The organism is Kitasatospora sp. NPDC052868 (assembly GCF_044547105.1).
Taxonomy (GTDB): domain Bacteria; phylum Actinomycetota; class Actinomycetes; order Streptomycetales; family Streptomycetaceae; genus Kitasatospora.
In genome coordinates, this window is sequence record NZ_JBITZW010000002.1 from 1 (window position 1) to 23964 (window position 23964).

The window sequence follows — 23964 nt, forward strand, 5'->3', positions numbered from 1 at the left end:
TCCACCCCGAAGGGCTTCACCGTTCGACTTGCATGTGTTAAGCACGCCGCCAGCGTTCGTCCTGAGCCAGGATCAAACTCTCCGTGAATGTCTGCCGGTAATCCGGCGAGCACTCGCGTCGAGCGGCACGGCAACCACCGGAATAGGGTGATCCCGCGCACTGCGTCCTCGCTAGTGTTTTACTTCAAAAGGAATCTCCAACCCCGATCAGACGATCGAGGCCGGGGATGTCAACATATCTGGCGTTGACTTTTGGCACGCTGTTGAGTTCTCAAGGAACGGACACTTCCTTCGGACCGCCTTCCAGCGGGCCCTCCGGGCGCTTCGTTCTTTCGTGTTTGAAGCTTATCAGATGTTTTCCGCCCCGTTTTCCGGAGTTTCATTCATCGGACTTGCTTTCCGCCGCCCCTCTCGGTGCGACTCCGGAACTGTACGGGGACGGGACCGTCACAAGCAAATCGTCCCGCCCCACATACGCGGGACGGGACGATCAGCTGCTCGAACGCCGTCAGGCGCGGCCCATCTCCTCGACGATGGCCGCCGCGAAGGCGTCGATGTCGGCCTCCGTGGTGTCGAAGGCGCACATCCAGCGCACCTCTCCGGTGTGCTCGTTCCAGAAGTAGAAGCGGTAACGCTTCTGCAGCCGCTCGCTCACCTCGCGCGGGAGGATCGCGAAGACCGCGTTCGCCTCGACCGGGCGGACGATCGTCACGCCGTCGATCTCCCGGACGGCGGTCTCCAGCCGGCGGGCCATCGCGTTGGCGTGCCCCGCATTGCGCAGCCACAGGTCGCCGGTCAGCAGCGCCTCGAACTGCACGGACACGAAGCGCATCTTCGACGCGAGCTGCATCGAGGTCTTGCGCAGGTACTTGATGTTCCGGACCTGCTCGGGGTTGAGCACGACCACGCACTCGCCGAACAGCAGGCCGTTCTTCGTACCGCCGAAGGACAGCACGTCCACGCCGACGTCCGTGGTGAACGCCCGCAGCGGCAGACCGAGCGAGGCGGCGGCGTTGCCCAGGCGCGAGCCGTCCACGTGGACCAGCATGCCGTGCTGGTGGGCGTGGTCGACGATGTCCCGGATCTCGTCCGCGGTGTAGAGGGTGCCGAGCTCGGTGCTCTGGGTGATCGAGACCACCAGCGGCTGCGCCCGGTGCTCGTCCCCCCAGCCCCAGGCCTGCTGATCGATGAGCTCGGGGGTGAGCTTGCCGTCCGGGGTGGGAACGGTGAGCAGCTTGATGCCGCCCATCTTCTCCGGGGCGCCGCCCTCGTCCACGTTGATGTGGGCGCTGTCGGCCGCGATCACCGCGCCCCAACGCGGGAGCAGGGCCTGGAGGGCGGTGACGTTGGCGCCGGTGCCGTTGAAGACGGGGTACGCCTCGGCCTTGTCCCCGAAGTGCTTGCGGAACACCTCCTGCAGGTGCGCCGTGTAGTCGTCCTCGCCGTACGCGACCTGGTGGCCGCCGTTGGCGAGGGCTATCGCGGCGAGGATCTCCGGGTGCACGCCGGCGTAGTTGTCGCTGGCGAAACCGCGGACGGAGGGGTCGTGCCGCCGTACGGCGTCCGTACGGGACTCCGTCGTGGAGGTGGGGTCGGTCATCGGGCTGTCAGCCACAGGTGCTGTCCGTTCAGTGCTGCTGCGGGGCGGTCCCAGAGGCCCGCGAGGTGGTCGGCGAGGTCGGCGGTGTCCGTGAAACCGGCGAACTTCGCCTCCGGCTTCTCGGCCCGCATCTCGGGACTGACCAGCGCCTTGATCACCAGGATCGCAGCCGCGGCAGTGGGCTCGCCATCGGCCGAGGTCGTCTCCTTCTTGAAGGAGTCGGCCATGGCGAGGGTCCAGGCCTCGGTGGCGGCCTTGGCCGCCGCGTAGGCGGCGCCGCCGGAGGTCGGCTTGTGGGCCGAGGAGGCGGAGATCATGGCGTACCGGCCGGACTCGCTGCGGACCAGGGCCGGCTGGAAGGCCAGCGAGGTGTGCTGGAGCGTGCGCACCACGGTGTCGTGCAGGAAGTCCCAGTCGTCGATCCGGGTGTCGAAGAACCTCTTGCTGCCGCGCCAGCCGCCGACCAGGTGGAACAGGCCGTCGACGTGGCCGTGCTCGGCCTCCAGGTGGTCGGCCCAGTCGTGGACCTCCTGCGGGTCGAGCAGGTCGATGACCTGCCCGCTGACCCGTGCGCCGGGGACGGCCCCGCGCACGGCGTCGAGCGCCTTCTCCAGCCGCTGCGCGTCGATGTCGGCGCCGATCACGGTGGCGCCGTCGGCCGCGAGGCGGCGCAGGACGGCCTGGCCGGCCGGGCCGCTGGCTCCGGCGACGGCGATGACCTTGCCGGTGAGGGGCTTGGCGGATGCGGTGGTCATGCGGCGACTCCCTGGATGCCGGCGCCGGTGATGCCGGTGGTGGCGGCGATGACGCCGCTGAGCTTCTTGGAAAGGGCCTCGTAGAACATGCTCAGCGGGAACTCGTCCGGGTGGACGGCGTCGCACAGGGCCTTGTTCAGCGCCTTGCCCTCGGAGATGTCGAGCGGCAGCGCGTCGGTGCCCTTCGCCCAGGTGGAGGCGGGGTGCGGGGTGAGGTAGCGCGAGACCAGCTGGTAGGCCGCGATCCAGTGGGCGGTCTTGGGGCGGTCGATGCCGTCGCGGTACAGGGTCTCGATCTCGCCGCAGAGCGCGTTGGTGACCTCGGCGACGCGGTCCCAGTCGATGCTGAGGCGGTTGTCACGCCAGCGCAGCGCGTCGTGCTTGTGCAGGTAGGCGAAGAGCAGCTGGCCGCCCATGCCGTCGTAGTTGCGGACGCGGTCGCCGCTGACCGGGAAGCGGAACATCCGGTCGAAGAGGATCGCGTACTGGACGTCGCGGCCCTGGTCGTAGCCCTCGGCCTGCAGCTTCACGGCCTCCTTGAAGGCGGTGAGGTCGCAGCGGAGCTCCTCCAGGCCGTACATCCAGAACGGGCTGCGCTGCTTGATCATGAAGGGGTCGAACGGCAGGTCGCCGTGGCTGTGGGTGCGGTCGTGGACGAGGTCCCACAGGACGAAGGTCTGCTGGGCGCGCTCCTGGTCCTGCAGCAGGCCCTCGGCGTCGGCCGGGATCTCCAGGCCGAGCAGCTGGACGGCGCTGGTGGAGACGGCACGGAAGCGGGCGGCCTCGCGGTCGCAGAAGATGCCGCCCCAGGTGAAACGTTCCGGCGCCTTGCGCACGGCCACGGTCTCGGGGAAGAGGACGGCGGAGTTGGTGTCGTAGCCGGCCGTGAAGTCGGTGAAGGTGATCGGCACGAACATCGGGTTGTCGAAGCGGGTCCGCTCCAGCTCGGCCAGCCAGTCGGGCCACACCACGCGCAGCAGGACCGCCTCGAGGTTGCGGTCCGGGTTGCCGTTCTGCGTGTACATCGGGAAGACGACGAGGTGCTCCAGGCCGTCCTCGCGCTGCTCGGCGGGCTGGAAGGCGAGCAGCGAGTCCAGGAAGTCGGGCTCCCGGTAGCCGGTGTCGGCCCACTTGGCGAGGTCGGAGTCGACGGCGGCCAGGTAGGCGGCATCGTGCGGGAAGAGCGGGGCGAGCTCCTCCACGGCGCTGCGGACGGTGGCCACCAGCGGGTCGACCGCGTGCCGCTGGACGGCGGCCAGGTCGATCGAGCCGTCCTTGGACTGCAGCGGGCGCAGACCCTCGACGGCGTCCTTGAGGCGCAGCCAGGCCGGGTGGCCGGCGTGGTTCGAGAGCGGGGCGTCGGCCGCCGCAGCGAGCCTTGGCGAAAGATTCTGCATCGTGGACTCACTTCGACAGGAGTTATTTCAACGAGAACACCATAAGTACGAAAGGTTCTGCTGTTCAAGGGGGGCTCCACCGGCAATCGTCCCGAGGCTGCCCCTGCGGCGGGGGCCTGCACCGGATGTCCGGCATGTGGACAGGTATCTGGATGTTCTGGACAGCGACACCGTGGGGATGCGAACCTCCCGCCATGTTCCCGGCGGTGATCCTGGTGGCCCGGCGCCACATCGACCTGCACCGGGTGCCCTCGTGTTGTCACGCCTGCGGTTGTGCGCGCGGCCTCTGCCGCTGCTGCTGATCCGGCTCGGGGGGCACCGCGGATGCGGCCCCGTACGCCGACCATGCCGCCTGTGTTCCGGCGCCGCCACCGGGGGGAAGTGACCCGCCGAGGCGCGGTCCACCCACAGCGCCCCCTGCGCCTCGCACCGCACTGCACCGCCTCGCACTGCACCGCCCTGCACAGCACAGCACCGCATCGCACCGCCTCCCCCTTGCCCGGTCCTCTCCCTGGAGCCTGCCATGTCCTCCCTCCGCAAGCCGCTCTTCGCACTGCCGCCGGCCGTACTGCTGGCCGCCGCGGCCGCGCTGACCGCGTGCGCCCCGCAGGACGCGAACTCCGACACCGCCGCCTCGGGCGGCGCGGGCGGCTGCGCGCCGGGTGCACTGGCCACCCGCACCGCGGGCACGCTGACGGTCGGCACCGACAAGCCCGCGTACGACCCGTGGTTCTCCGAGGACAAGCCGGAGAACGGCAAGGGCTTCGAGTCCGCGGTGGCGTACGCGGTCGCGGCGAAGCTGGGCTACCCCAAGGAGAAGGTGACCTGGGTGGTGGCGCCGTTCGGCAAGGCGACCACGCCCGGTGCCAAGGACTTCGACTTCGACATCAACCAGGTGTCGATCAGCGCCGAGCGCAAGCAGGCGGTGGACTTCTCCTCCGGCTACTACGACGTGCGCCAGGCGGTGATCGCACTGAAGAACTCCAAGGCCGCGGGGGCCAGGAGCATCGCCGACCTGAAGGGCGCCAAGCTGGGCGCGCAGGTCGGCACGACCAGCCTGGACGTGGTCACGGACACCATCAAGCCGAGCACCCAGCCCGCCGTCTTCGACTCCAACGACCTGGCGAAGGCCGCGCTGAAGAACGGCCAGGTCGAGGCGCTGGTGGTGGATCTGCCGACGGCCTTCTACATCACCGGCGCCGAGGTGACGGACGCCCAGGTGGTCGGCCAGTTCGAGGGCGCGTCGCAGGGCTCGTCACAGGGATCGTCGCAGAGCGCATCACCGGGCTCGTCGCAGGGCGGCTCGCAGGGTGAGCAGTTCGGCCTGGTGCTGGACAAGGGCTCCAAGCTGACCGGCTGCGTGACGCAGGCGGTGGACGCCCTGCGGGCGGACGGGACGCTGGCGGGCCTGGAGAAGCAGTGGCTCTCCGACGCCGTCGCCGCGCCCGTGCTGAAGTGAGCGACGCCGCGATGGGCACCGAGTCCGCGAGCGCCCTGCGCAAGGAGGCGCCGACCGGGCCGGACGACGACTACCGCCCGTCCGAGCGCCGGCTGGCGCACCAGGCGTACCGGCGGCGGCGGGCCCGCCGCTCGGCGCTGATCGCCGGCGCCTCGACCCTGGTGACGGCGGTCGCGCTGTACCTGCTGGTGGTGAGCTCCCCCGGGTGGGAGCGCACCCGGGAGACCTTCTTCAACGCCGAGTACGCCCGCCGGGCGCTGCCCGAGGTGCTGAAGGGCCTGCGGATCAACCTGGAGCTGATGCTCGGCTGCGGGGCGCTGATCCTGGTCTTCGGCCTGCTGCTGGCGGTGCTGCGGACACTGCGCGGACCGGTCTTCCTGCCGGTCCGGCTGCTGGCCACGGCGTACGTGGACTTCTTCCTCGGCCTGCCGATGATCATCTGCCTGCTGATCATGATCACCGGGGTGCCGGCGCTACGGCTGGCGGGGGTGACCACCGACCCGCTGCTGCTCGGCGGCGCGGCGCTGGTGCTGACGTACTCGGCGTACGTGTCCGAGGTGTTCCGGGCCGGCATCGACTCGGTGCACCCGAGCCAGCGGGCGGCCGCCCGGTCGCTGGGCCTGAGCAACGCCCAGGCGATGCGGTACGTGGTGCTGCCGCAGGCGGTGCGCCGGGTGGTGCCGCCGCTGCTGAACAACCTGGTCAGCCTGCAGAAGGACACCGGCCTGGTGTCCATCGGCGGGGCGATCGACGCGGTGTACGCGGCGAAGATCATCGCCTCCCGGGCGTTCAACTACACCCCGTACGTGGTGGCGGCGCTGGTGTTCATCGCGCTGACCATCCCGCTCACCCGCCTCACCGACTGGATGACCGCCCGGATGAACCGCCGTCAGCACCAGGGAGGTGCGGTGTGACCACCGACAACGGTGTCCCGGCGGACCGGGCCGGGGCGGCCGACCGGGCCGGGACGGCGGACCCGACTCCGGCCGCCGGACCGGTCCTGCGGTTGGAGTCGGTCCGCAAGGCCTTCGGCACCCAGGTGGTGCTGCGCGACGTGGACCTGGCCGTGCCCGAGCACTCGGTGACGGCCCTGATCGGGGCGTCCGGCTCCGGCAAGTCCACGCTGATGCGGTGCGCCAACCTGCTGGAGGAGATCGACGACGGCGCGATCTTCCTCGACGGCGAGGAGATCACCGACCCGCGGACGGACGAGGACGCCGTACGCCGCCGGATCGGCGTCGTGTTCCAGTCGTACAACCTGTTCCCGCATATGACCGTGCTGGAGAACATCACCCTGGCCCCGCGCCGGGTGCACGGCCTGTCCCGGGCCGAGGCCGAGGGGCGGGCGCTGGAGCTGCTGGAGCGGCTCGGGCTGGCGGCGAAGTCCCGGGAGTACCCGGACCGGCTCTCCGGCGGCCAGCAGCAGCGGGTGGCCATCGTCCGGGCGCTGGCCACCGGGCCCCGGCTGCTGCTGCTCGACGAAATCACCGCCGCGCTCGACCCGGAGCTGGTCGGCGAGGTGCTGGCGGTGGTCCGCGACCTCAAGGAGCAGGGCATGACGATGGTGCTCTCCACCCACGAGATGGGCTTCGCCCGCGAGGTCGCCGACCAGGTCTGCTTCCTGGACGCCGGGGTGGTGCTCGAACAGGGGCCGCCGGAGCAGGTGTTCGGCGACCCGCAGCAGGAGCGGACCAGACGGTTCCTCAGCCGGATCGTCGCCTCCGGGCGGCTGCACCCGTAACCGTGGACGGCGCCCGCCGGAGGGTTCACTCCGACGGGCGCCACCGTGCGCCCTGCGCACGCCCTGCTCAGCGGGGCCCCGAGCGGTGATCGTGGACGGTACGCCCGTACGCGCCGCTCGGGGGAGGACGCCGTTGCACGGACCGGTCCTGGTCAGCTGGCTGCTGGCCGCTCTCACCGCGGCCTCCGGGGCCTACTGCCTGACCCGGCTGCGCCGCTCACCCTGTACGGCCCACGGTGACCGGCTCGCCGACCACCGGCCCGCCGACGACCGGCATGGCGGCGACCGACACGGCGGCGACCGACACGGCGGCGGAGCCGGCCGGTCCGGGCCGGGCCGCGGCGTGCACCGGCTGCTCGCCCACGAGTCCGACGCCGCCGAGGCGCTGATGGGCCTCGGCATGGCCGCGATGGCCGTCACCGGAGGGGTGGTGCCGGCCACGCTCTGGGCCTGGCTGTTCGGCGTACCGGCCGTCGCCTTCCTGCTCGGCGCCGCCGCACCGACGGTGTCGACGGCGCCGACCGCACCGGCCACACCGACGGCGCCGACCGCACCGGCCCGGCGGACGCACCGGTTGCACCATGCGGTCGGGGCGCTGGCGATGACGTACATGGCGCTCGCCATGGCCGCCGCGCCCGCCGGCACCCATACCCACCACAGCGCGGCCGCGGGCACACCGCTGCTCACCGGCGTGCTCCTGCTGTACTTCGGCGGCTACTCCCTCTGGACCGGAAGCAGACTGCTGACCACCCCGGCGGGCGGGCTGCTCTCCGGCGCCGCCGGACTGACCCGGGCCTGCCGCCTGTCGATGGGGATCGGCATGTTCGCGATGCTGCTGACCTTGTGAACCCCCCGCGTGGCGTTGGTCACTGGGCGGCCGAAAGGCGTTCCACCGGGCGTCGGCAGCCCGTAGGTTGGCAGGGAGCGCGTTGTCGCGTTCCGTGCGTACTCGGGGAGCCCATGCCATGACGGCCCTGCTCGGCCTGCTGCTGCTCGGACTGCTGCTCTCGACCGTGGCGCCCCGGCTGCTGGCCCGGGCCCGCTGGGCGGAGCGGGAGCCCGTGCTGGCGCTGCTGGCGTGGCAGTGCCTGGTGGTGGCCGTCCTGCTGTGCTGCGCGCTGAGCCTGGTCCTGGCCGCCTCGGCGGCACTGCCGGAGCTGCGCGCCCTGGTGTTCGCGGGTGCGCCGCACGGTGTGGAGGCCGCCTACGGGCTGCACGAGGCCGAGGGCTGGGGCCGGCTGTGCGCGGCGGTCCTGGCGGCGGGCGGGGTGCAGACGCTGCTGGCGCTGACCCGCGAGGTCCGCTCGGCGAAGGCGCTGCGCAACCGGCGGCACGCCCAACTGGCCAGCCGCTCCCCCGCTCTGCCGGAGTCGATGGAGAGCGTTCGGCAACGCCGGGAGCGCCTGGTGGTGTTGGAGAACGTCCGCCCGGAGGCCTGGTCACTGCCCGGCCACAACTCCCGGCTGGTGGTCACCACGGGCGCGCTCCAGCAGCTGACCGACCGGGAGTTGGCCGCCGTGCTGAGCCATGAGCGCGGGCACGTCCGCGCCCGGCACCACTGGCTCTCGCAGTGCGCCCAGGCGCTCGCCTCGGGCTTCCCCGGAGTCGGGGTGTTCAGCGCATTCCGGGACCAGGTGGGCGAGTTGGTGGAGCTCGCCGCGGACGACCGGGCGGCCCGCCGGCACGGCCGGCACACCACGGCCCTGGCGCTGGCCGAACTCAACCTGGACCGCGGGGTGTTCGGCTCCTGCCCGCCCGGCCTGGCGCAGTCCCCGAAGCGGGTGGACCGGCTGCTCGCCGGTCAGCCCCGGCTGCCCGTGGTGCACCGGCTCCGGCTGACCGTCGCCGCCCTCGGCGCACCCGCGACGGCCGTGCTGCTGGCCGCCGCTCCGGGGCTCTCCAGCCTGATCCGGTAAGGGAACAGACGAACCGTCAGGCCGGTTCGGGCGCCACCGGGAGCCCTGCCGCCGGGAGTCCTGCCGTCAGGGGTCCTGCCGTCAGGGGCCCAACCGTCAAGAGCCCTGCCGGCAGCCGCCCTCCAGCGGTCCGCCGAGGGTGAGCGCGAGCACCTCGCGGTGCAGCGGGCGGGCCTCGGCGTAGCGCCGACAGCCGTCCTCGGTCAGTGCGACCTGGATGCCGCGCCGGTCGTCCGGGCACATCGTGCGCGTCACCAGCCCCGCCTTCTCCAGCCGGCCGATCAGCCGGGAGAGCGCGCTCTGGCTCAGGTGCACGGTGTCGGCCAGCTCCTGCACCCGCAGCGTGTGGGCGGTGTCCGCGTTCCGCTCCTCGACCAGGCGTTCCAGCACCTCGAACTCGCTCATGCCCAGGCCGTGCTTCTCCCCCAGCTCGCGGTCGAGCAGGCAGGACGTGGCGGCATGCCGGGCCAGCAGGGCGCGCCAGGACGCGACCAGGTCCACATCCGCGTCGGAGTCGAGTTCAGTCACCTGTCCACAGTACCACATGCAGAAGCACTTAATGCGTTAACATCTTATTCACTTGCATTGAATGCATGTGCATGTAGTGTCCTCCCCATGACCACCGCGACCGCCACCCGATCTGACGGCCCATCAACCAGCGGGCCAGCCTGGACTCCCCGCCTCTGGGGCACCCTCATCGTGCTCTGTGCCGCGATGTTCCTGGACGCCCTGGACGTCTCCATGGTGGGCGTAGCCCTCCCGTCCATCGGCTCCGAACTGAACCTCTCCACCTCCACCCTGCAGTGGGTGGTCTCCGGCTACGTGCTCGGCTACGGCGGCCTGCTGCTGCTCGGCGGACGCGCCGCCGACCTGCTCGGCCGCCGCCGGGTCTTCCTGGTCGCGCTGGCCGTGTTCGCCGCCGCCTCGCTGGCCGGCGGCCTGGTCGACGACGGCGCCCTGCTGATCGCCGCCCGCTTCCTCAAGGGGGTCAGCGCCGCCTTCACCGCGCCCGCCGGCCTGTCGATCATCACCACCACCTTCGCCGAGGGCCCCGCCCGCAACCGGGCGCTGTCGATCTACACCACCTGCGGCGCCAGCGGCTTCTCCCTCGGCCTGGTGCTCAGCGGCCTGCTCACCTCGGTCGGCTGGCGCTGGACCTTCCTGATGCCCGTCCCGGTCGCCCTGCTCGCCCTGGCCTTCGCCGTCAAGCTGCTGCCGCGCCAGGTCGAGGAGCGCGCCAAGGGCGGCTACGACGTGGCGGGCGCCATCACCGGCACCCTCACCGTGCTGCTGCTCGTCTTCACCGTCACCGAGGCCCAGGGCGCGGGCTGGCTGAGCCTGCGCACCCTCGGCTCGCTCGCCGTGGTCGCCCTGCTCGCCGCCGCCTTCCTGGCGATCGAGAGCCGCACCGCGCACCCGCTGGTCCGGCTCGGGATCTTCCGCAACGGCTCGGTCGCCCGGGCCAACGTGATCGCGTTCGCCATGACCGGCGCCTACGGCGGGTTCCAGTTCGTCGTCACGCTCTACCTGCAGCACCTGCTCGGCTGGTCGGCCCTGGAGATGGCCCTCGGACTGCTGCCGGCCGGCGCCTTCATCGCGCTGTCGGCCCCCTTCATGGGACCGGTCGTGGACCGCTTCGGCACCGGACGGCTGCTGCCGATCGGCCTGCTGTCGCTGGCCGCCGCCTTCGCCCTGTTCCTGCGGCTGGACGAGCACAGCTCCTATGTCGCCCTGGTGCTGCCGTCCATGCTCCTGCTGGGCGTCGGCTTCGCCCTCGCCTTCCCCTCGGTGAACATCGCCGCCACCGACGGCGTCGACGACAAGGAGCAGGGCCTGGCTTCCGGGCTGGTCAACACCGCGATCCAGGTGGGCACCGCGGTCGTGCTCGCCGGCGGCACCGCGATGATCACCGCCGGCAGCGGCGGCGGCGACAGCCCGCAGGCCCAACTGGACGGCTACCGGCCCGCGCTGGTCCTGGTCACCGCGGTCGCCCTGCTGGGCTTCGTGATCGCCGCCGTGGGCGCCGTGCTCGACCGGCGGCGCAAGGGCGCGGCCCCCGTGTCGGTGCCGGACTACGACTACCCGCCGGTGGATCTGGCCGACGACCGCGGCGAGGTCCTGAGCAAGAGCTGACCAGGGCTCCGGGCCCGGGACCTCGGGCCCGGGCCTGGGCCTGGGCCTGGGCCCGGGCCCGGGCCCGAGGTCCCGGTTTCAGCCCCGCCCGCAGACAAAAGGGTGCCGACTCCACCAAACCCCCGTGTTGGTGGAGCCGGCACCTCCGTACGAGCCGGCCCGCGGCACCCCGACTACGGGGTTCACCGGTTCGACCGCTCGCTCCGCCAGTATATTGGCCGAGAGCCAACGAACCTACGGAGCTGACACGATGGCACCTCGCGGGGATTCGGTCAATGAGGAAATGCGTCAACGCTCCCGCCGGCGCATCATGCGCGCCACCGTCGAGCTGGTCGACCAGCACGGATACGCGGGAACCACGCTGACCGACATCGCAGAGCGGGCCGGGCTCGCCCGCGGACTGCTCTCCTACTACTTCGACGGCAAACGGCTGCTGATGCAGTCGGCCACGCACCGGATGATCCACCAGGCGCTCTCCGCGAACCTGGGCGAACTGCCCGCGGACGCCTCGCCGGACGCACGGCTGGCCCGGGGCATCGACACCGTCCTCGGCCTGGCGCTGGACCACCCGCGGGTGATGCGCTCGCATCTGGCACTGATCCTGGACCCGGACACCGGGACCTTCGTCCAGGACCCCGAGCAGCAGCAGGTGGCGGCGATCCTCCAGGGGCTGGTGCGCGAGTGGGGCGCGACGGACCCGATCGCCGAGCACGCGGTGCTGCGCAGCGCGCTGATGGGCGGCTGCATAGGCCTGCTGCTCCCGGGGGCCGAGCTTCCGCTGCCGCTGATCCGGGCCGACCTGTTCCGCCTCTACGGCCTCGCCTGGGCGCTCGGCTGCCCGCCGCAGTCGCTGCCGCCGGAGCGCGAACGGCCGCCGGCCCGGGGGTGAACCCGGGCCGGCGGCCGTTCGCCGCCCGTCGGGGGCTGGTCCTGTCCGGCCGGACGGGACCAGCCCCCGGGATCCCGGGCCTACCGCTCCTTGAGGATCGAGGCGAGCAGGTCGATGGTGCGCTCGGGCGTCAGGCTGTCCACGCAGAGCCGCTCCATGACCTGGATGTAGGCGTCCACGTCGTCGCGCTTGTCGAGGTACAGCGCACTGGTGAGCTGCTCCAGGTAGACCACGTCGGCGAGGTCCTGCTCCGGGAACCGCAGGATGGTGAACGCCCCGGACTCCCCGGCGTGTGCCCCGAAGCGGAACGGCATCACCTGGATCACCACGTTGGCCTGCTCGGCGACGTCGATCAGGTACTGCACCTGACCGCGCATCACCTTGGGCCCGCCGACCGGCCGGCGCAGCGCGGCCTCGTCGATGACGGCCCAGAGCCGCGGGCTGTTGCCCTCGGCGAGCAGCTTCTGGCGGCGCAGCCGGAGGCTGACCCGCTTCTCCAGCTCCTCCTCGGAGATGACCGGCCGACTCTGGCCGAAAACCGCCCGCGCGTACTCCTCGGACTGCAGCAGTCCGGGGATGAACTGCACCTCGTAGGTGCGGATCAGCGCGGCGGACTCCTCCAGACCCACGTAGGTCTGGAACCAGCCCGGCAGAACGTCGTTGAAGCTGTGCCACCAGCCGGACTTGTTGGCCTCGCGGACCAGCCCGAGCAGGGCCTCCCGCTCGCCGCCGTCGTCCACCCCGTACAGGCTGAGCAGGTCGGCGACGTCGCGCTCCTTGAAGCTGACGCGGCCGAGCTCCATGCGGCTGATCTTGGACTCGGAGGCGCGGATGGCGTATCCGGCGTCCTCCCGGGTGATGCCGCGCCCCTCGCGGAGCCGGCGCAGCTGGGAACCGAGGAGGATCCGGCGGACCATCGAGCCGCCGCCCGGCTGAACTGTGGTCATGCGGTCGAAACCTCCACCTAGGGCAAACAGCGCACAGTCTGCCATCAGTTGAGCGCTGACGGTGCCGATACTGACGGATGTTCCTATCAGTTCTGCACTCCGCACACCAGGATGCACGTGCATTCGGCGCTTGCATATGCCAATAGTGCGACTGCACGTGAATCGACTCTTGCATCTGCAGTGAGCGCAGAGGACCATGGTGCACGTGCACCTGCACATCCCTGGCAATCCCGCGGGCTCCGCGTCGACCGAACGCGCGACTCCGTGCACCAGCCCGGCAGCGCATCCGCGTTACCGGGCCTTCGTGTGCGCGCGCGCCTGGTCGAGGGGGCGGCCGTGCGGCCGAGCGAGTCGGAGGTGACCGGCATGACCCCGGCGGGTCCAGCCGTGTCCGCCCCCTTATGGGAGGAGCTCTTCATGAGCACCGGTACGGCTTTGGCAGTCGACCCCCATGTGGTCACCTGTACGCTCGCTCCCCGCTACGAAGCCGTCAGAACCGCACGCGAATTCGCCAGGACCGCTCTTCAGCGCTGGGGACTGGGCGAGCTGTTCGACGATGTCGCACTGGTGGCCTCCGAGCTGGTGACCAACGCCCTGCGGCACGCGATCGGCGCCAGGCCCGACCTGTCGGGCCACGCGCTGGACGCCCTCCCCGGGCCGGCCCTGCCGGACGGGCGGCTACCGATCCGAATAAGCCTGGTCCACCGGGCCCCCCAGATCGTGTGCGCGGTGAGCGACCCCAGCAGTATCGGGCCGGTGGCGCGGGAGGCGGACTTCGTCGCCGAATCCGGCCGCGGACTGCACCTGGTGGACTCCTTCAGCCGCTCCTGGGGCTGGCATCCGCTGGGCGGCGGCAAGGTGGTCTGGGCGCTGTTCGAGGCGGAGGAGAGCGCGGCACCGGAGATCGGCGGTCGACACCGGCGCTCCGCCTAGCAGCGGCGGGGACGGCGGTCGGACGGACGGACGACGGCAGTGGCAGGACCGGGACGCACCACACCGTTCCGGGCGCACGGCGCGACGGGCAGCCGCGCACGGGCGGGCCACGCCGGAGACGGTCACACCCACCGGACAGCACCGCGGGCGCCACCGCAGGCGCCGGTCCGGGCAGTGACCGAAAGACTAAAGGCCGTCGCGGTGTCAGCACCCACGACGGCCCCCCGATGGCGAAGGCGACGGCCGGTCAGACCGCCAGGTGGTCGAACTCCCCGTCCTTGGCCCCCAGCAGCAGCGCCGCTATCTCGGCTCGGGTGTAGATGAGCGCCGGACCGTCCGGGAAGCGCGAGTTGCGCATCGCCACATCGCCCCCCGGGAGGGCGGCGAACTCGACACAGTTGCCCTGAGAGTTGCTGTGGAGGCTCTTCTGCCAGACCACATCCTTGAGGTCTGCAGCCGCCATCCCGTTGTACGCGTCGTACATGTCGTGCATAGAAATCTCCCGAAGAGCTCCGGAGTGGTCGTCCAGCTCGGCGCCCCGGCCTCAGCCGCAACGGCTGGGCCGGCCCCGTACCGGCCCGGCACAACGCCTCACTTGACGTGATGATAGCTCCAGTGCACGTGCATCAGCACGGGACATTGCAGGTGCACGGGCTCTTCGCAGCCAAACTGGAACTCTCCACAGGTGACCGTTCTGACGGCACGTAAGCGGACATAGTCGACTGAATCGACAGGCCGCCGATAACCGCCCGTAGGCGACCACCCGCTGAATGTTGATCTTCGAACGCCCGGAGTCGCACCGCCGTGACCCTCCGTCAGCCAGCGCGGACCCTGTGAGACATCTCACTCACCCGGGGTGCAACGGACCACCCGTCCCGACGCGTCAAGAGGGACACCGGGGGCCTAGCAGGGATTGGTTGGGAAATGTCCGGATTTTCAACATCCAGACCCTCCCGAAACGGCAGCCGACTGCAGGCCCGGCCGGTCAATGTCCTACGATCTCCGCCATGAGCACCGCAGCCATCCCGGGCGCGCCACTGCCCGTCCGCAACCCAGGCTCCCGTGCGCGGGGGCGCCACCGCCGCCCTGAGCGTCCCGAGATCCCCGCCGGCTCCCCGGCCCTGGTGCTCGCCGTGCCCGCGGCCGCCGGGCCCGAGTCCCGCTCCGTGGTCGAGGAACTGCTCTCGATCGTGCGCAGCGAGCAGAGCGGCGTGCAGACGGCGGCCGGCTACCTCCCGGGCGGCACCGACGGCGAGCGGGCCGGCGAGGACTTCACCGTCGCCGAGCTGCTGGCCCACGCCGCCGAGGCCGGGCTGCCCGCGCCGATCGTGGTTCCCCTCGTGCCCGGCCCGCACGGCTTCCTGACCGAGCTGCACGAGCTGGCCGCCCACTACGGCGCCCCCGTCACCGATGTGCTGGGCCCGCACCCGCTGCTCGCCGAGGCCGTCCACGTGCGGCTCTCCGAAGCCAACCTCGCCCGCGCCGACCGCGCCCGGCTGTTCGCCATCGCGACCGCCGCGGACGGCGTCGTGCTCACCACCGTCGGTGGCGAGGAGGCGGCCGCCGCGGCCGGGATCACCGGTGTGCTGCTGGCCGCCCGGCTGGCCGTGCCGGTCGTCGCCGCCGCGCTCGACGTGCCCGGCTCGGTGGCCGCCGCCGTCAACCACCTCAAGGAGACCGGCTCGCAGCGCCCGGCGCTGGCCCCGCTGGTGATCGGCCCGGAGGCCGACTCCGAGCTGCTCGCCACGGCGGCCGAGGAGACCGGCTGCCCGAGCGCCGCGCCGCTCGGCGGGTACCCGACCGTCGGTCAGCTGATCGCCTCCACCTATCTGGCCGCGCTGCCGGCCCGGGTCTTCGAGGCGCCCGTCGACGAGGCCGCGGAGCCCGTCGCCGAGTAGGGCCGTCCAGCCCTGCCCACCCGGCAGACCGAAGGGCCCGGAGCGCACCCCGCTCCGGGCCCTTCGGCCGTCTCCACCCCCGCCGACGCAGGACCGCCGACGCGCACAGCACCCGACGCACAGCACCCGACGCACAGCACCCGACGCACAGGCCCCGCCGGTCAGGCGCGGCCGCCGACCCGGGTGGTGGGCGCGGCCGCGTCCTTCAGCCGCAGCGCGGGCAGCTGTACCGGCCGCGGCTGCACGGCGGGGGCCGGGGCCGGGTTGCTGACGGCGTTCCACTGCGGCTGCGCCGCCCCGCCGCCGTCCGCCCGGCCCACCTGGACGGCCTCGGACCGCCCGGCCCGGCGCAGCACGATACTCCTGGGCGGCTGGGACTCCGGGTCGATCCAGAGCTCGTTGCCGCCGAACTCGCAGTCCAGTACCGCGATGTCGTCCGGTTTACCGTCGCCGGTGGCCCGGAAGGCGACGCCGGCCCTGCGGTAGCCGGTGAACAGGCTGCGGCTGAAGGTGACGGCCTCCCCCGCGAGTTGGTGCTTCGCGGTGGCCACGGCGAAGTCGCTCTGCCCGGCGGCGTCGATCAGCAGCCCGTCGAAGAGGCTGCCCCTGTCCCGGCCGAGCGCGTGCAGGGCCACTCCACCGGCGCCGTTGCCGTACAGGACGCTCGCGGTGTAGTCGAAGTCGTTGAGGTAGGCGCCGTGCTCGATGCCCCAGCCGCCGTTGTGGTAGGCCGCGAACTCGGTGACCACGTGGTGGTGCCGGGCGTTCAGCCAGACGAAGATGCCGTCCTGCAGGTTGTTGTGGGCCAGGCAGCGCTGGAAGGTCCAGACGCCCTCGCTGTTCTCCGGCCACTCGTAGCCGGAGGCGCCGGTGGCGCCCTGGACGCCGACCGCGATGCAGTCCAGCGCCTTGCCGCCGGTGCCGGCCCCGAGGTTGAAGCCGGTCAGCCGGTAGGCCCGGGGGGCCGGTTCCAGCACCGTCCGGGAGGCGACGCAGGACTCGTACACGATGTCGTCGGACGGGCGCTGCGGGGTCCGGGTGTCCAGCGGGCCGTCCCACCAGTAGGCGTCCTCCCAGGTGTCGTGGCTGATGCAGCTGCGGAAGGTGATGCCGTGGCTGGCGTGCGGGACGAAGGCGTGGCTGCCGGCGTCGCGGACCACCACGCCCTCGACGACGGTGCCGCGGGTGGTGTCGCCGAGCATGTGGAAGTGCAGCCCGTACCGGCCGAGTACGGGCGCGGTGACCGGGGCGGCGCCGTCCGGGCCGTTCCAGGTCGCCCTGGTGTCGGCGCGCGGGCCGACCCAGCGCAGCGCGGCGTGCCGGACGTCGGCGCGCCGGGAGCTGGTGAGGTGCACGTGGGCGCGGCCCTTGGCGGTGCCCTCGACCCGGACGCTGCGGGTCAGATTGAGCACCTCGGCGCCGACGGTGACGCCCCCTCCGGCGGCCACCCGGGGGTGGGGGTGGGCCAGCGGGGCGTCCAGGGTGACGGTGGTTCCGTTGACGGACCGGACGGTGGCCAGGTCGTAGCGGGTGGAGAAGCCGTCCTCGTCGGGCGGGCCGGTCGGGGTGACGGCCAGTTCGTCGCCGGGCAGCCAACCCGTGGGTGCGGCGGCCAGGCTGACGGAGGCGTCGCCGGCCCGCAGGCCGCCGGCGGCGCGCACCCAGGCGGTCTTGGCGGCGCCGTCCAGCCGCAGGTAGCCGGCGCCGGTCACCCACAGGCCGGTGTCGGTGTCGACCACCTGCATGCCGTCGCCCTGGAAGCGGCGCTCGTCGACGGCGGGGAAGCGGACGGTGTGCACGGCGGCGCCGTCGGGGGCGAGGGCGAGGGTGCCGCGGATCTCGACGTTGCCGGCCGAGGCGAGGGTGAGCGTGCGGTCGGCGGCGAAGGTCAGCGCTCCGGTCGGTTCGACCAGCAGGGAGGCGACGGTGGCGTCGGTGTCGAGCAGCACCCGGTCGGTGATCCGGACGGCGCTCCCCGGGCCGGGGACGGCGCCGCCCCAGCCGGCCGGATCCGACCAGCGGCGGCCGCCCTGGTCGACGGTGGGTGCGGCGGCGGGCTGACCGGGCGGTGCCTGGGCGGCGGCGGTGCCGTCGCCGCCGCCCTCGGGCGGTCCGGCGGACAGGCCGGACGGGTCGGCGGTGGCGGGCCCGCCGTGCCGGTGTCCGCCGGGCGCCTCCCCGGCGGCCGGGGCCCCGGTGGCGGCGACCGGCTGCGTCGGCCCGGTCAGCGAGCGGCGCAGCACCTCCTCGCCGGCGATCGCGGAGAACACCGTGCCGACGGCGAGCCAGCGCAGCATCGTCCGGCGCGGTACGGGAGTTCGGGCCGCCGCCGACGGAATGTCCGGACTGTGGCGTTTTGCCCGGCGATGCGCTCCCCGCACCCCGACGGTCGGCCGTTCGGCGCGCGGGTCCTCGTCCATGGCCATCGTTGCGTAGCCCTCCCCCCAGACGGCTGCGTCGGTCGCGACGCTCTGAAGCATAGGCAGTTGCACTCACCCGCAAGGGCGTTGCTCGAAAACGGTCATTTCTGATCATGATGGACAGGCACAAAAGGCCAGACCGGCACACTGTGGCGCTCATCACACATGTTTGCGGTTTGAACTTAAGTCTGCTTAACGTGCTCCCCGTTCGTGGCCACACGGACCCAGCTCATCCGCAACGCCGAGTCCTGCCGTCGGTTGCGCTGGCAGCGCAGAACGCACCACGGCAGGAGCGGGGGACCCACAGGTAAGTCGCCCTCGACCGGTCCCGTACCGGTCCAGGGCTAGGGGTGAAGCCGCGTCCACAGCGCGGCCGGGCAACTCCAGCCCGAATCCGACAGCTCACCTCGCAGGCGTGGGAGAGGACCGCGTCACCATGCTGCCCAGCAACGGCACCAGCCTGTCCAGCCGTACCCGCCGCGCGATCGCCACCCTCGGCGTCGTCGGGATCGGCCTCACGATTCCCTGCCTCACCTCCGGCACCGCCTCCGCCGCCTCCGTCGCGACCTGGGACAAGGTCGCCCAGTGCGAGAGCGGCGGCAACTGGAGCATCAACACCGGCAACGGCTTCTACGGCGGCCTCCAGTTCACCTCCAGCACCTGGGCCGCCTTCGGCGGCACCGCCTTCGCCGCGCAGGCCAACCAGGCCACCAAGGACCAGCAGATCTCGATCGCCGAGAAGGTGCTCGCCTCGCAGGGTCCCGGCGCCTGGCCGGTCTGCTCCGTCCAGGCCGGTCTGACCAAGGGCGGCACCCCGGCCGCCGTCGACACCTCGGCCGGTGCGACCGCCGCCAAGCCGGCCGCGCAGACCCCCGCCCCGGCCGCCAAGCCGGCCACCCCCGCCGCCAAGCCCGCGGCCCAGGCCCCCGCCGCCAAGCCCGCGGCCCAGGCCCCCGCGGACGCCGCCAAGCCGGCCGCCTCCGACTCCGCCAAGGGCGGCCGGAACTGGCAGCAGTACCGCCAGCAGGACGGCCAGGCGAAGTCCGCCGAGTACACCGTCATCGCCGGTGACTGGCTCTCCGCGATCGCCGACAAGAACAACGTCCAGGGCGGCTGGGAGCGGCTCTACGAGCTGAACCGCGACGTCCTGGCCGACGGCCCGCACGTCATCTACCCGGGCCAGCACCTGGCCCTGCGCGACCGCGGCCAGGCCCAGCAGTCCGAGGAGTCCGGCAAGAACTTCGACTGGTTCAACCGCTCCTCCTCGACCTCGGACCAGGCCGCCGGCTCCACCGCCGCCAAGCCGGCCGCGCAGACCCAGGCCCCGGCCGCCAAGCCCGCCGCCCAGGCCGAGACCCCGGCCCCGGCCCAGGCCGCCACCGGCAGCATGGCCGCCGCGGTCTCCTTCGCCCAGTCGAAGGTCGGCCAGGCATACGTCTACGGCGGCACCGGCAACGGCGGCTGGGACTGCTCCGGCCTGACCCAGGCCGCGCTGCGCGCCGCGGGCATCTCCGTCCCGCGGGTCGCCGCCGACCAGGCCGCCGCCAGCACCCACGTCTCGCTGGACAGCCTCAAGCCGGGCGACCTGCTGTTCTGGTCCAACAACGGCCAGGACTCGGGCGTCTACCACGTCGCGCTGTACATCGGCGACGGCAAGTACGTCGAGGCCGCCAACCCGAGCTCGGGCGTCCGCACCCAGACCATCGCCAACTGGGCGCCGGACTTCGCGGGCCGCGTCTGACCACCCCGCGGTAGGGCCGCACGGGCCCGAACCGCCGCGACCCCCGGGGAGAGTCCGGTCGGCTCCTCCCCGGGGGTCGCGGCCTGCCCTCGGCCATGGTCAAATCGGCCCGCAGCGGGCATGCTGCTGCTTCGGCCCCGAGGAGGAGTCACCATGGCCCAGGTCACCGTCACGCTCGACGCCAATCTCGCCATCGACGCGATGATGCTCTCCGGTACCAGGAACCCGCAGGACGCGGTCGAACTCGTCCTGCGCGACTACCTGGCCCGGGGCCGGCGCACCGAGAGCCTCACCGGTGACTCCGAGGACGGCCGGCGGGTCGCCCCGGACCGCCCGACCGCCCAGGAGGGCTGAGCAGGCACGCGCAGGGGCCCCCGGAGAGCGGCTGCTCTCCGGGGGCCCCTCGTCGGTTCACCTGGCCCTGGCGCCGGTGGAGCCGCGCATCACCAGCTCCGGCTGGAACATGAACTCCCCGCGCTGGACGGCGTTCGCGCCGACCTCCTCCAGCAGGGCGTCGACGGCCGCGGTGGCCATCGCCTCGACCGGCTGGCGGATGGTGGTCAGCGGCGGCTCGGTGAAGGCTATGAGCGGCGAGTCGTCGAAGCCGACGACCGAGACGTCCTGCGGCACCGAGAGCCCGCGCTGGCGCACCGCGCGGATCGCGCCGAGCGCCATCATGTCGCTGCCGCAGACGATCGCGGTGCAGCCCTTGTCGAGCAGCGCGCCGGCCGCCGCGTGCCCGCCCTCCACGCTGAACAGCGTGTGGTGGACGAGGTCCTGGGCCTCCTCGGCGGTCCGGCCGAGCACCTCGCGCATCGCGGCCGTGAAGCCCTCGATCTTGCGCAGCACCGGCACGTAGCGCCGCTGCCCGACGGCCAACCCGATCCGCTCGTGGCCGAGTTCGGCCAGGTGCTGGACGGCCATCCACATCGCGGCCCGGTCGTCCGGCGAGATGAACGGCGCGTCGATCTTCTCGCTGTAGCCGTTGATCAGCACGAACGGCACCTGGCGGCCGGTCAGCCGGGCGTACCGGTCGTGGTCGGCGGTGGTGTCGGCGTGCAGGCCGGAGACGAAGACGATGCCCGCCACGCCCCGGTCGACCAGCATCTCCACCAGTTCGTCCTCGGTGGAACCGCCCGGCGTCTGGGTGCAGAGCACCGGCGTGAAGCCGTGCCGGCTCAGCACCTGCTCGATCACCTGCGCCAGCGCGGGGAAGATCGGGTTGCTGAGCTCCGGGGTGATCAGCCCGATCAGGCCCGCGCTGCGCTGGCGCAGGCGGGTGGGGCGCTCGTAGCCGAGCACGTCCAGCGCCGCCAGCACGGTCTGCCGGGTGGCGGCGGACACGTTCGCCTTGCCGTTGAGTACGCGGGAGACGGTGGCCTCACTGACCCCCGCCTGCGCCGCGATGTCTGAAAGTCGCGCCGTAGTCACGGTCCCAGAGCTTATTGCAACCACGTCAGACCGCCCACCAGTCGGTGCTGTCCGGAGCGAGCACCGTCTCGCCGCCGTCCACCACCGCGTCCGCGGAGGAGAGCAGCAGACGGCCGGGCGCGGCTATCCGGACCGGCTCGGCGGTGGTGTTCACGGTGCAGACGAACGAGCCGCGGCGGAACACCAGGGTGCCCTCGGGGCCGTCCAGCCACTCGACCGCGGTGCCGGCGCCGAGGTCGGCCCGCGCGCGGCGGACGGCCAGCGCGCTGCGGTACAGCTCCAGCGTGGACGTCGGGTCGCCGGTCTGCGCCTCGACGCTGAGCCCGGCCCACTCGGCGGGCTGCGGCAGCCAGCTGGGGCCGCCGACGGTCGGCCCGAAGCCGTACGGCGCCTCGGTGCCGGACCACGGGATCGGCACCCGGCAGCCGTCGCGGTAGCCGTCCTGGCCGGCCTGGCGGAAGAACGACGGGTCCTGGCGGACCTCGTCGGGCAGGTCGGTGACGTCCGGCAGGCCGAGTTCCTCGCCCTGGTAGAGGTACGCGGAGCCGGGCAGCGCGAGCATCAGCAGGGTGGCGGCGCGGGCGCGGCGCAGGCCGAGGGCGCGGTCGCCGGCGGTGCGGATCTGGGTGCCGAGCCCGGGCGGGTTGGCGAACCGGGTGGCGTGCCGGGTGACGTCGTGGTTGGAGAGCACCCAGGTGGCGGGGGCGTCGACCGGGCGCATCGCGTCGAGCGAGACGTCGATCACCTCGCGCAGCTCGGCGGCGTCCCAGGAGGTGCCCAGGTACTGGAAGTTGAAGGCCTGGTGCAGCTCGTCGGGGCGGACGTAGTTGGCGGTGCGCTGGACGGTCGGGGTCCACGCCTCGGCGACGCCGATCCGCTGGCCCGGGTACTCGTCGAGGATCTTGCGCCAGCTGCGGTAGATCTCGTGCACGCCGTCCTGGTCGAAGAACGGCATCACGTCGTTGCCGAGCAGCTTGAGCTGGTCGGCGCCGCCGAGGTCGGGCAGGCCGGGGGCCTTGACCATGCCGTGCGCGACGTCGATCCGGAAGCCGTCGACGCCCATGTCCAGCCAGAAGCGCAGGATCGAGCGGAACTCGTCGGCGACGGCCGGGCTGTCCCAGTTGAAGTCGGGCTGCTCCGGGGCGAACAGGTGCAGGTACCAGTCGCCCGGGGTGCCGTCCGGGTTCGCCGAGCGGGTCCAGGCCGGGCCGCCGAAGATGGACTCCCAGTCGTTGGGCGGCAGTTCGCCGTTCTCGCCCTTGCCGGGACGGAAGTGGTAGCGCTCGCGCAGCGGCGATGCCGGGCCCTCGCGCAGGGCGCGCTGGAACCACTCGTGCTGGTCCGAGGAGTGGTTGGGGACGAGGTCCACGATGATCCGCAGGCCCAGCGCGTGGGCGTCGCGGATGAGCGCGTCGGCGTCCAGCAGGGTGCCGAACATCGGGTCCACCGCACGGTAGTCGGCGACGTCGTAGCCGGCGTCCGCCTGCGGGGAGGCGTAGAAGGGGGAGAGCCAGACGGCGTCCACGCCCAGGTCCCGCAGGTAGGGCAGGCGGCTGCGGATGCCGGGCAGGTCGCCCATGCCGTCGCCGTTGGAGTCGGCGAAACTGCGCGGGTACACCTGGTAGATGACCGCGTCCCGCCACCAGCCTCTGGACGCGCCGGCGCTGGCCTTGTGAGCGGTGGCGTCGGCGGCGGGCCGGGAGGTGTCGGCCAGGTTCTGGGTCATGGACGGTATCCCTTGGGGACTAGGCGGTGAGCGGGCGGCAGGTCAGGACTTCGAGGCACCGGCGGTCAGGCCGGTGACGAGGTGACGCTGCACCAGGTAGAAGAGGACCGAGGACGGGATCGCGATCAGTACGGCGGTCGCCGCCATCAGGTTCCACTGCGCGTCGTGCTCGCTGACGAAGGTCTGCAGGCCGACGGCGAGGGTGTACTTGTCGGAGCTGAGCATGAAGGTGGAGGCGAAGGCCACCTCGGCCCAGGCGGTGAGGAAGGAGTAGAACGCGGCCACCGCCAGGCCCGGGCGGGCCAGCGGCAGCACCAGCCGCCAGAAGGTGCCGAACGGGTTCAGCCCGTCGACCCGGCCGGCCTCGTCGATCTCCACCGGGATGGTGTCGAAGTAGCCCTTCAGCAGCCAGGCGCAGTACGGCACGGTGGTGGTCGAGTAGACCAGGATCAGGCCGAGGTAGCTGTCCAGCAGGCCGATCTCGGAGAGGATCGTGTACATCGGCACGATCAGCACCGCGATCGGGAACATCTGGGTGACCAGCAGCGACCACATCAGCGGCTTGTGGCCGGGGAAGCGCATCCGGGAGACGGCGTAGCCCGTGGTGGCGGCGATCAGCACACCGAAGACGGTGGTGATGCCGGAGACCAGGAAGGCGTTGCCGAACCAGCGGAAGAAGTCGGTGTCGAACAGCACCTTGTCGTAGTTCGACAGCGTCATCTTGTCGAGGATCTCGCCGGGGTGGAGGTAGTCCGTCTTGTCCGGACCGAGCGAGACGTAGAGGATCCAGACCACCGGGAAGAGCGCGATCAGGCTGGCCAGGATCAGCGCGCCGTGGGACAGCGCCCGGGCCAGCGGGCTCGCCTCGCCGCGGCGGCGGACCTTGGCCGGGCGGGCGGCGGCCGGCGCCGCGGGGCCCGTGGCCAGGGTGGTGGGTCGGTCGGTGGTGGTGCTCATCGGGGGGTACCTGCCTTCGTG

At 72.2% G+C, this 23964-nt stretch carries 21 protein-coding genes, 1 rRNA gene and 1 riboswitch; of the genes, 11 read left to right on the plus strand and 11 right to left on the minus strand.

All coding sequences use genetic code 11. The features are described from left to right. The 4 genes from ACIGZJ_RS03665 to ACIGZJ_RS03680 form a co-directional block, all read right to left on the minus strand. A 16S ribosomal RNA gene (locus ACIGZJ_RS03665) occupies positions 1-88 on the minus strand; the annotation flags it as partial. A gap of 420 nt (positions 89-508) precedes the next feature. After that, complete coding sequence (locus ACIGZJ_RS03670; RefSeq protein ID WP_396456217.1) at positions 509-1600, minus strand: threonine aldolase family protein; 1092 nt, start codon at positions 1598-1600, stop codon at positions 509-511. Next, on the minus strand, positions 1597-2355 hold the full coding sequence (locus ACIGZJ_RS03675; RefSeq protein ID WP_396455754.1) for an SDR family NAD(P)-dependent oxidoreductase: 759 nt from the start codon (positions 2353-2355) through the stop codon (positions 1597-1599). Before ACIGZJ_RS03675 ends, ACIGZJ_RS03670 begins: the two co-directional genes overlap by 4 nt. Next, positions 2352-3752, minus strand: coding sequence for a DUF6421 family protein (locus tag ACIGZJ_RS03680; RefSeq protein ID WP_396455755.1), 1401 nt, complete (start codon positions 3750-3752; stop codon positions 2352-2354). Before ACIGZJ_RS03680 ends, ACIGZJ_RS03675 begins: the two co-directional genes overlap by 4 nt. Positions 3753-4275: 523 nt before the next feature. On the opposite strand from ACIGZJ_RS03680, the gene ACIGZJ_RS03685 reads away from it, so the two are divergent. The 5 genes from ACIGZJ_RS03685 (at position 4276) to ACIGZJ_RS03705 (ending at position 8868) form a co-directional block, all read left to right on the plus strand. Further along, entirely contained in the window at positions 4276-5211 is a 936-nt protein-coding gene (locus tag ACIGZJ_RS03685; protein WP_396455756.1) for an ABC transporter substrate-binding protein, read from the plus strand. An 11-nt stretch (positions 5212-5222) separates the two neighbouring features. Further along, on the plus strand, positions 5223-6125 hold the full coding sequence (locus ACIGZJ_RS03690; protein ID WP_396456218.1) for an amino acid ABC transporter permease: 903 nt from the start codon (positions 5223-5225) through the stop codon (positions 6123-6125). 86 nt (positions 6126-6211) lie between these two features. Then, positions 6212-6952 carry an amino acid ABC transporter ATP-binding protein gene (locus ACIGZJ_RS03695; RefSeq protein WP_396456219.1) on the plus strand — a complete coding sequence of 247 codons (741 nt, stop codon included), beginning with the start codon at positions 6212-6214 and terminating at the stop codon, positions 6950-6952. A gap of 133 nt (positions 6953-7085) precedes the next feature. Continuing rightward, complete coding sequence (locus ACIGZJ_RS03700; protein WP_396455757.1) at positions 7086-7799, plus strand: DUF5134 domain-containing protein; 714 nt, start codon at positions 7086-7088, stop codon at positions 7797-7799. A 118-nt stretch (positions 7800-7917) separates the two neighbouring features. Then, the gene (locus ACIGZJ_RS03705; protein ID WP_396455758.1) at positions 7918-8868 is read left to right on the plus strand and encodes a M56 family metallopeptidase; all 951 of its coding nucleotides are present in this window, start codon (positions 7918-7920) and stop codon (positions 8866-8868) included. 96 nt (positions 8869-8964) lie between these two features. Here the strand turns inward: ACIGZJ_RS03705 and ACIGZJ_RS03710 are convergent, their stop codons facing one another. Then, the gene (locus ACIGZJ_RS03710) at positions 8965-9396 is read right to left on the minus strand and encodes a MarR family winged helix-turn-helix transcriptional regulator (protein WP_396455759.1); all 432 of its coding nucleotides are present in this window, start codon (positions 9394-9396) and stop codon (positions 8965-8967) included. A gap of 87 nt (positions 9397-9483) precedes the next feature. On the opposite strand from ACIGZJ_RS03710, the gene ACIGZJ_RS03715 reads away from it, so the two are divergent. After that, positions 9484-11001, plus strand: a complete 1518-nt coding sequence (locus ACIGZJ_RS03715) for an MFS transporter (RefSeq protein WP_396455760.1) — start codon at positions 9484-9486, stop codon at positions 10999-11001. A 283-nt stretch (positions 11002-11284) separates the two neighbouring features. Continuing rightward, positions 11285-11890 carry a TetR/AcrR family transcriptional regulator gene (locus tag ACIGZJ_RS03720; RefSeq protein ID WP_396455761.1) on the plus strand — a complete coding sequence of 202 codons (606 nt, stop codon included), beginning with the start codon at positions 11285-11287 and terminating at the stop codon, positions 11888-11890. An 80-nt stretch (positions 11891-11970) separates the two neighbouring features. Here the strand turns inward: ACIGZJ_RS03720 and ACIGZJ_RS03725 are convergent, their stop codons facing one another. After that, complete coding sequence (locus ACIGZJ_RS03725) at positions 11971-12837, minus strand: helix-turn-helix domain-containing protein (RefSeq protein ID WP_396455762.1); 867 nt, start codon at positions 12835-12837, stop codon at positions 11971-11973. A 417-nt stretch (positions 12838-13254) separates the two neighbouring features. On the opposite strand from ACIGZJ_RS03725, the gene ACIGZJ_RS03730 reads away from it, so the two are divergent. Continuing rightward, entirely contained in the window at positions 13255-13770 is a 516-nt protein-coding gene (locus ACIGZJ_RS03730) for an ATP-binding protein (RefSeq protein ID WP_396455763.1), read from the plus strand. Between the two features lie 247 nt (positions 13771-14017). On the opposite strand, the gene ACIGZJ_RS03735 is transcribed toward ACIGZJ_RS03730, so the two are convergent. Then, entirely contained in the window at positions 14018-14254 is a 237-nt protein-coding gene (locus tag ACIGZJ_RS03735) for a DUF397 domain-containing protein (protein WP_392932207.1), read from the minus strand. A gap of 523 nt (positions 14255-14777) precedes the next feature. Between ACIGZJ_RS03735 and ACIGZJ_RS03740 the strand changes: the two genes are divergently transcribed. Beyond that, positions 14778-15668, plus strand: coding sequence for a hypothetical protein (locus ACIGZJ_RS03740; RefSeq protein ID WP_396455764.1), 891 nt, complete (start codon positions 14778-14780; stop codon positions 15666-15668). Positions 15669-15829: 161 nt separating this feature from the next. On the opposite strand, the gene ACIGZJ_RS03745 is transcribed toward ACIGZJ_RS03740, so the two are convergent. Next, positions 15830-17965 carry a hypothetical protein gene (locus ACIGZJ_RS03745; RefSeq protein ID WP_396455765.1) on the minus strand — a complete coding sequence of 712 codons (2136 nt, stop codon included), beginning with the start codon at positions 17963-17965 and terminating at the stop codon, positions 15830-15832. A gap of 352 nt (positions 17966-18317) precedes the next feature. Continuing rightward, positions 18318-18517: riboswitch (cyclic di-AMP (ydaO/yuaA leader) on the plus strand. Between ACIGZJ_RS03745 and ACIGZJ_RS03750 the strand changes: the two genes are divergently transcribed. Together ACIGZJ_RS03750 and ACIGZJ_RS03755 are read left to right on the plus strand one after the other, a co-directional pair. Then, positions 18504-19829 carry a transglycosylase family protein gene (locus tag ACIGZJ_RS03750; protein ID WP_396455766.1) on the plus strand — a complete coding sequence of 442 codons (1326 nt, stop codon included), beginning with the start codon at positions 18504-18506 and terminating at the stop codon, positions 19827-19829. (Overlaps the previous riboswitch by 14 nt.) Positions 19830-19982: 153 nt before the next feature. Beyond that, positions 19983-20183, plus strand: a complete 201-nt coding sequence (locus ACIGZJ_RS03755; protein WP_396455767.1) for a hypothetical protein — start codon at positions 19983-19985, stop codon at positions 20181-20183. Positions 20184-20240: 57 nt separating this feature from the next. Here ACIGZJ_RS03755 and ACIGZJ_RS03760 read toward each other — a convergent pair whose 3' ends face one another. From ACIGZJ_RS03760 to ACIGZJ_RS03770, 3 genes are read right to left on the minus strand one after another with little or no spacing between them, the layout of a single operon-like run. Then, the gene (locus ACIGZJ_RS03760) at positions 20241-21260 is read right to left on the minus strand and encodes a LacI family DNA-binding transcriptional regulator (protein WP_392931072.1); all 1020 of its coding nucleotides are present in this window, start codon (positions 21258-21260) and stop codon (positions 20241-20243) included. A 25-nt stretch (positions 21261-21285) separates the two neighbouring features. Continuing rightward, a complete protein-coding gene (locus ACIGZJ_RS03765) occupies positions 21286-22986 on the minus strand; it encodes a glycoside hydrolase family 13 protein (RefSeq protein ID WP_396455768.1) in 1701 nt (566 codons plus the stop codon). Between the two features lie 42 nt (positions 22987-23028). Further along, positions 23029-23943: a sugar ABC transporter permease gene (locus ACIGZJ_RS03770; RefSeq protein ID WP_396455769.1), complete on the minus strand. Its 915-nt coding sequence runs from the start codon at positions 23941-23943 to the stop codon at positions 23029-23031. Positions 23944-23964 lie beyond the last annotated feature (21 nt).

Bases quoted from the DNA above. Each gene is read 5' to 3' on its own strand.
- ACIGZJ_RS03720 (WP_396455761.1), top strand. From the start codon at position 11,285: ATGCGTCAACGCTCCCGCCGGCGCATCATGCGCGCCACCGTCGAGCTG.
- ACIGZJ_RS03690 (WP_396456218.1), top strand. From the start codon at position 5,223: ATGGGCACCGAGTCCGCGAGCGCCCTGCGCAAGGAGGCGCCGACCGGG.
- ACIGZJ_RS03685 (WP_396455756.1), top strand. From the start codon at position 4,276: ATGTCCTCCCTCCGCAAGCCGCTCTTCGCACTGCCGCCGGCCGTACTG.
- ACIGZJ_RS03745 (WP_396455765.1), bottom strand. From the start codon at position 17,965: ATGCTGCGCTGGCTCGCCGTCGGCACGGTGTTCTCCGCGATCGCCGGC.
- ACIGZJ_RS03740 (WP_396455764.1), top strand. From the start codon at position 14,778: ATGAGCACCGCAGCCATCCCGGGCGCGCCACTGCCCGTCCGCAACCCA.
- ACIGZJ_RS03675 (WP_396455754.1), bottom strand. From the start codon at position 2,355: ATGACCACCGCATCCGCCAAGCCCCTCACCGGCAAGGTCATCGCCGTC.
- ACIGZJ_RS03680 (WP_396455755.1), bottom strand. From the start codon at position 3,752: ATGCAGAATCTTTCGCCAAGGCTCGCTGCGGCGGCCGACGCCCCGCTC.
- ACIGZJ_RS03715 (WP_396455760.1), top strand. From the start codon at position 9,484: ATGACCACCGCGACCGCCACCCGATCTGACGGCCCATCAACCAGCGGG.
- ACIGZJ_RS03765 (WP_396455768.1), bottom strand. From the start codon at position 22,986: ATGACCCAGAACCTGGCCGACACCTCCCGGCCCGCCGCCGACGCCACC.
- ACIGZJ_RS03705 (WP_396455758.1), top strand. From the start codon at position 7,918: ATGACGGCCCTGCTCGGCCTGCTGCTGCTCGGACTGCTGCTCTCGACC.
- ACIGZJ_RS03770 (WP_396455769.1), bottom strand. From the start codon at position 23,943: ATGAGCACCACCACCGACCGACCCACCACCCTGGCCACGGGCCCCGCG.
- ACIGZJ_RS03755 (WP_396455767.1), top strand. From the start codon at position 19,983: ATGGCCCAGGTCACCGTCACGCTCGACGCCAATCTCGCCATCGACGCG.
- ACIGZJ_RS03735 (WP_392932207.1), bottom strand. From the start codon at position 14,254: ATGTACGACGCGTACAACGGGATGGCGGCTGCAGACCTCAAGGATGTG.
- ACIGZJ_RS03670 (WP_396456217.1), bottom strand. From the start codon at position 1,600: ATGACCGACCCCACCTCCACGACGGAGTCCCGTACGGACGCCGTACGG.
- ACIGZJ_RS03730 (WP_396455763.1), top strand. From the start codon at position 13,255: ATGAGCACCGGTACGGCTTTGGCAGTCGACCCCCATGTGGTCACCTGT.
- ACIGZJ_RS03725 (WP_396455762.1), bottom strand. From the start codon at position 12,837: ATGACCACAGTTCAGCCGGGCGGCGGCTCGATGGTCCGCCGGATCCTC.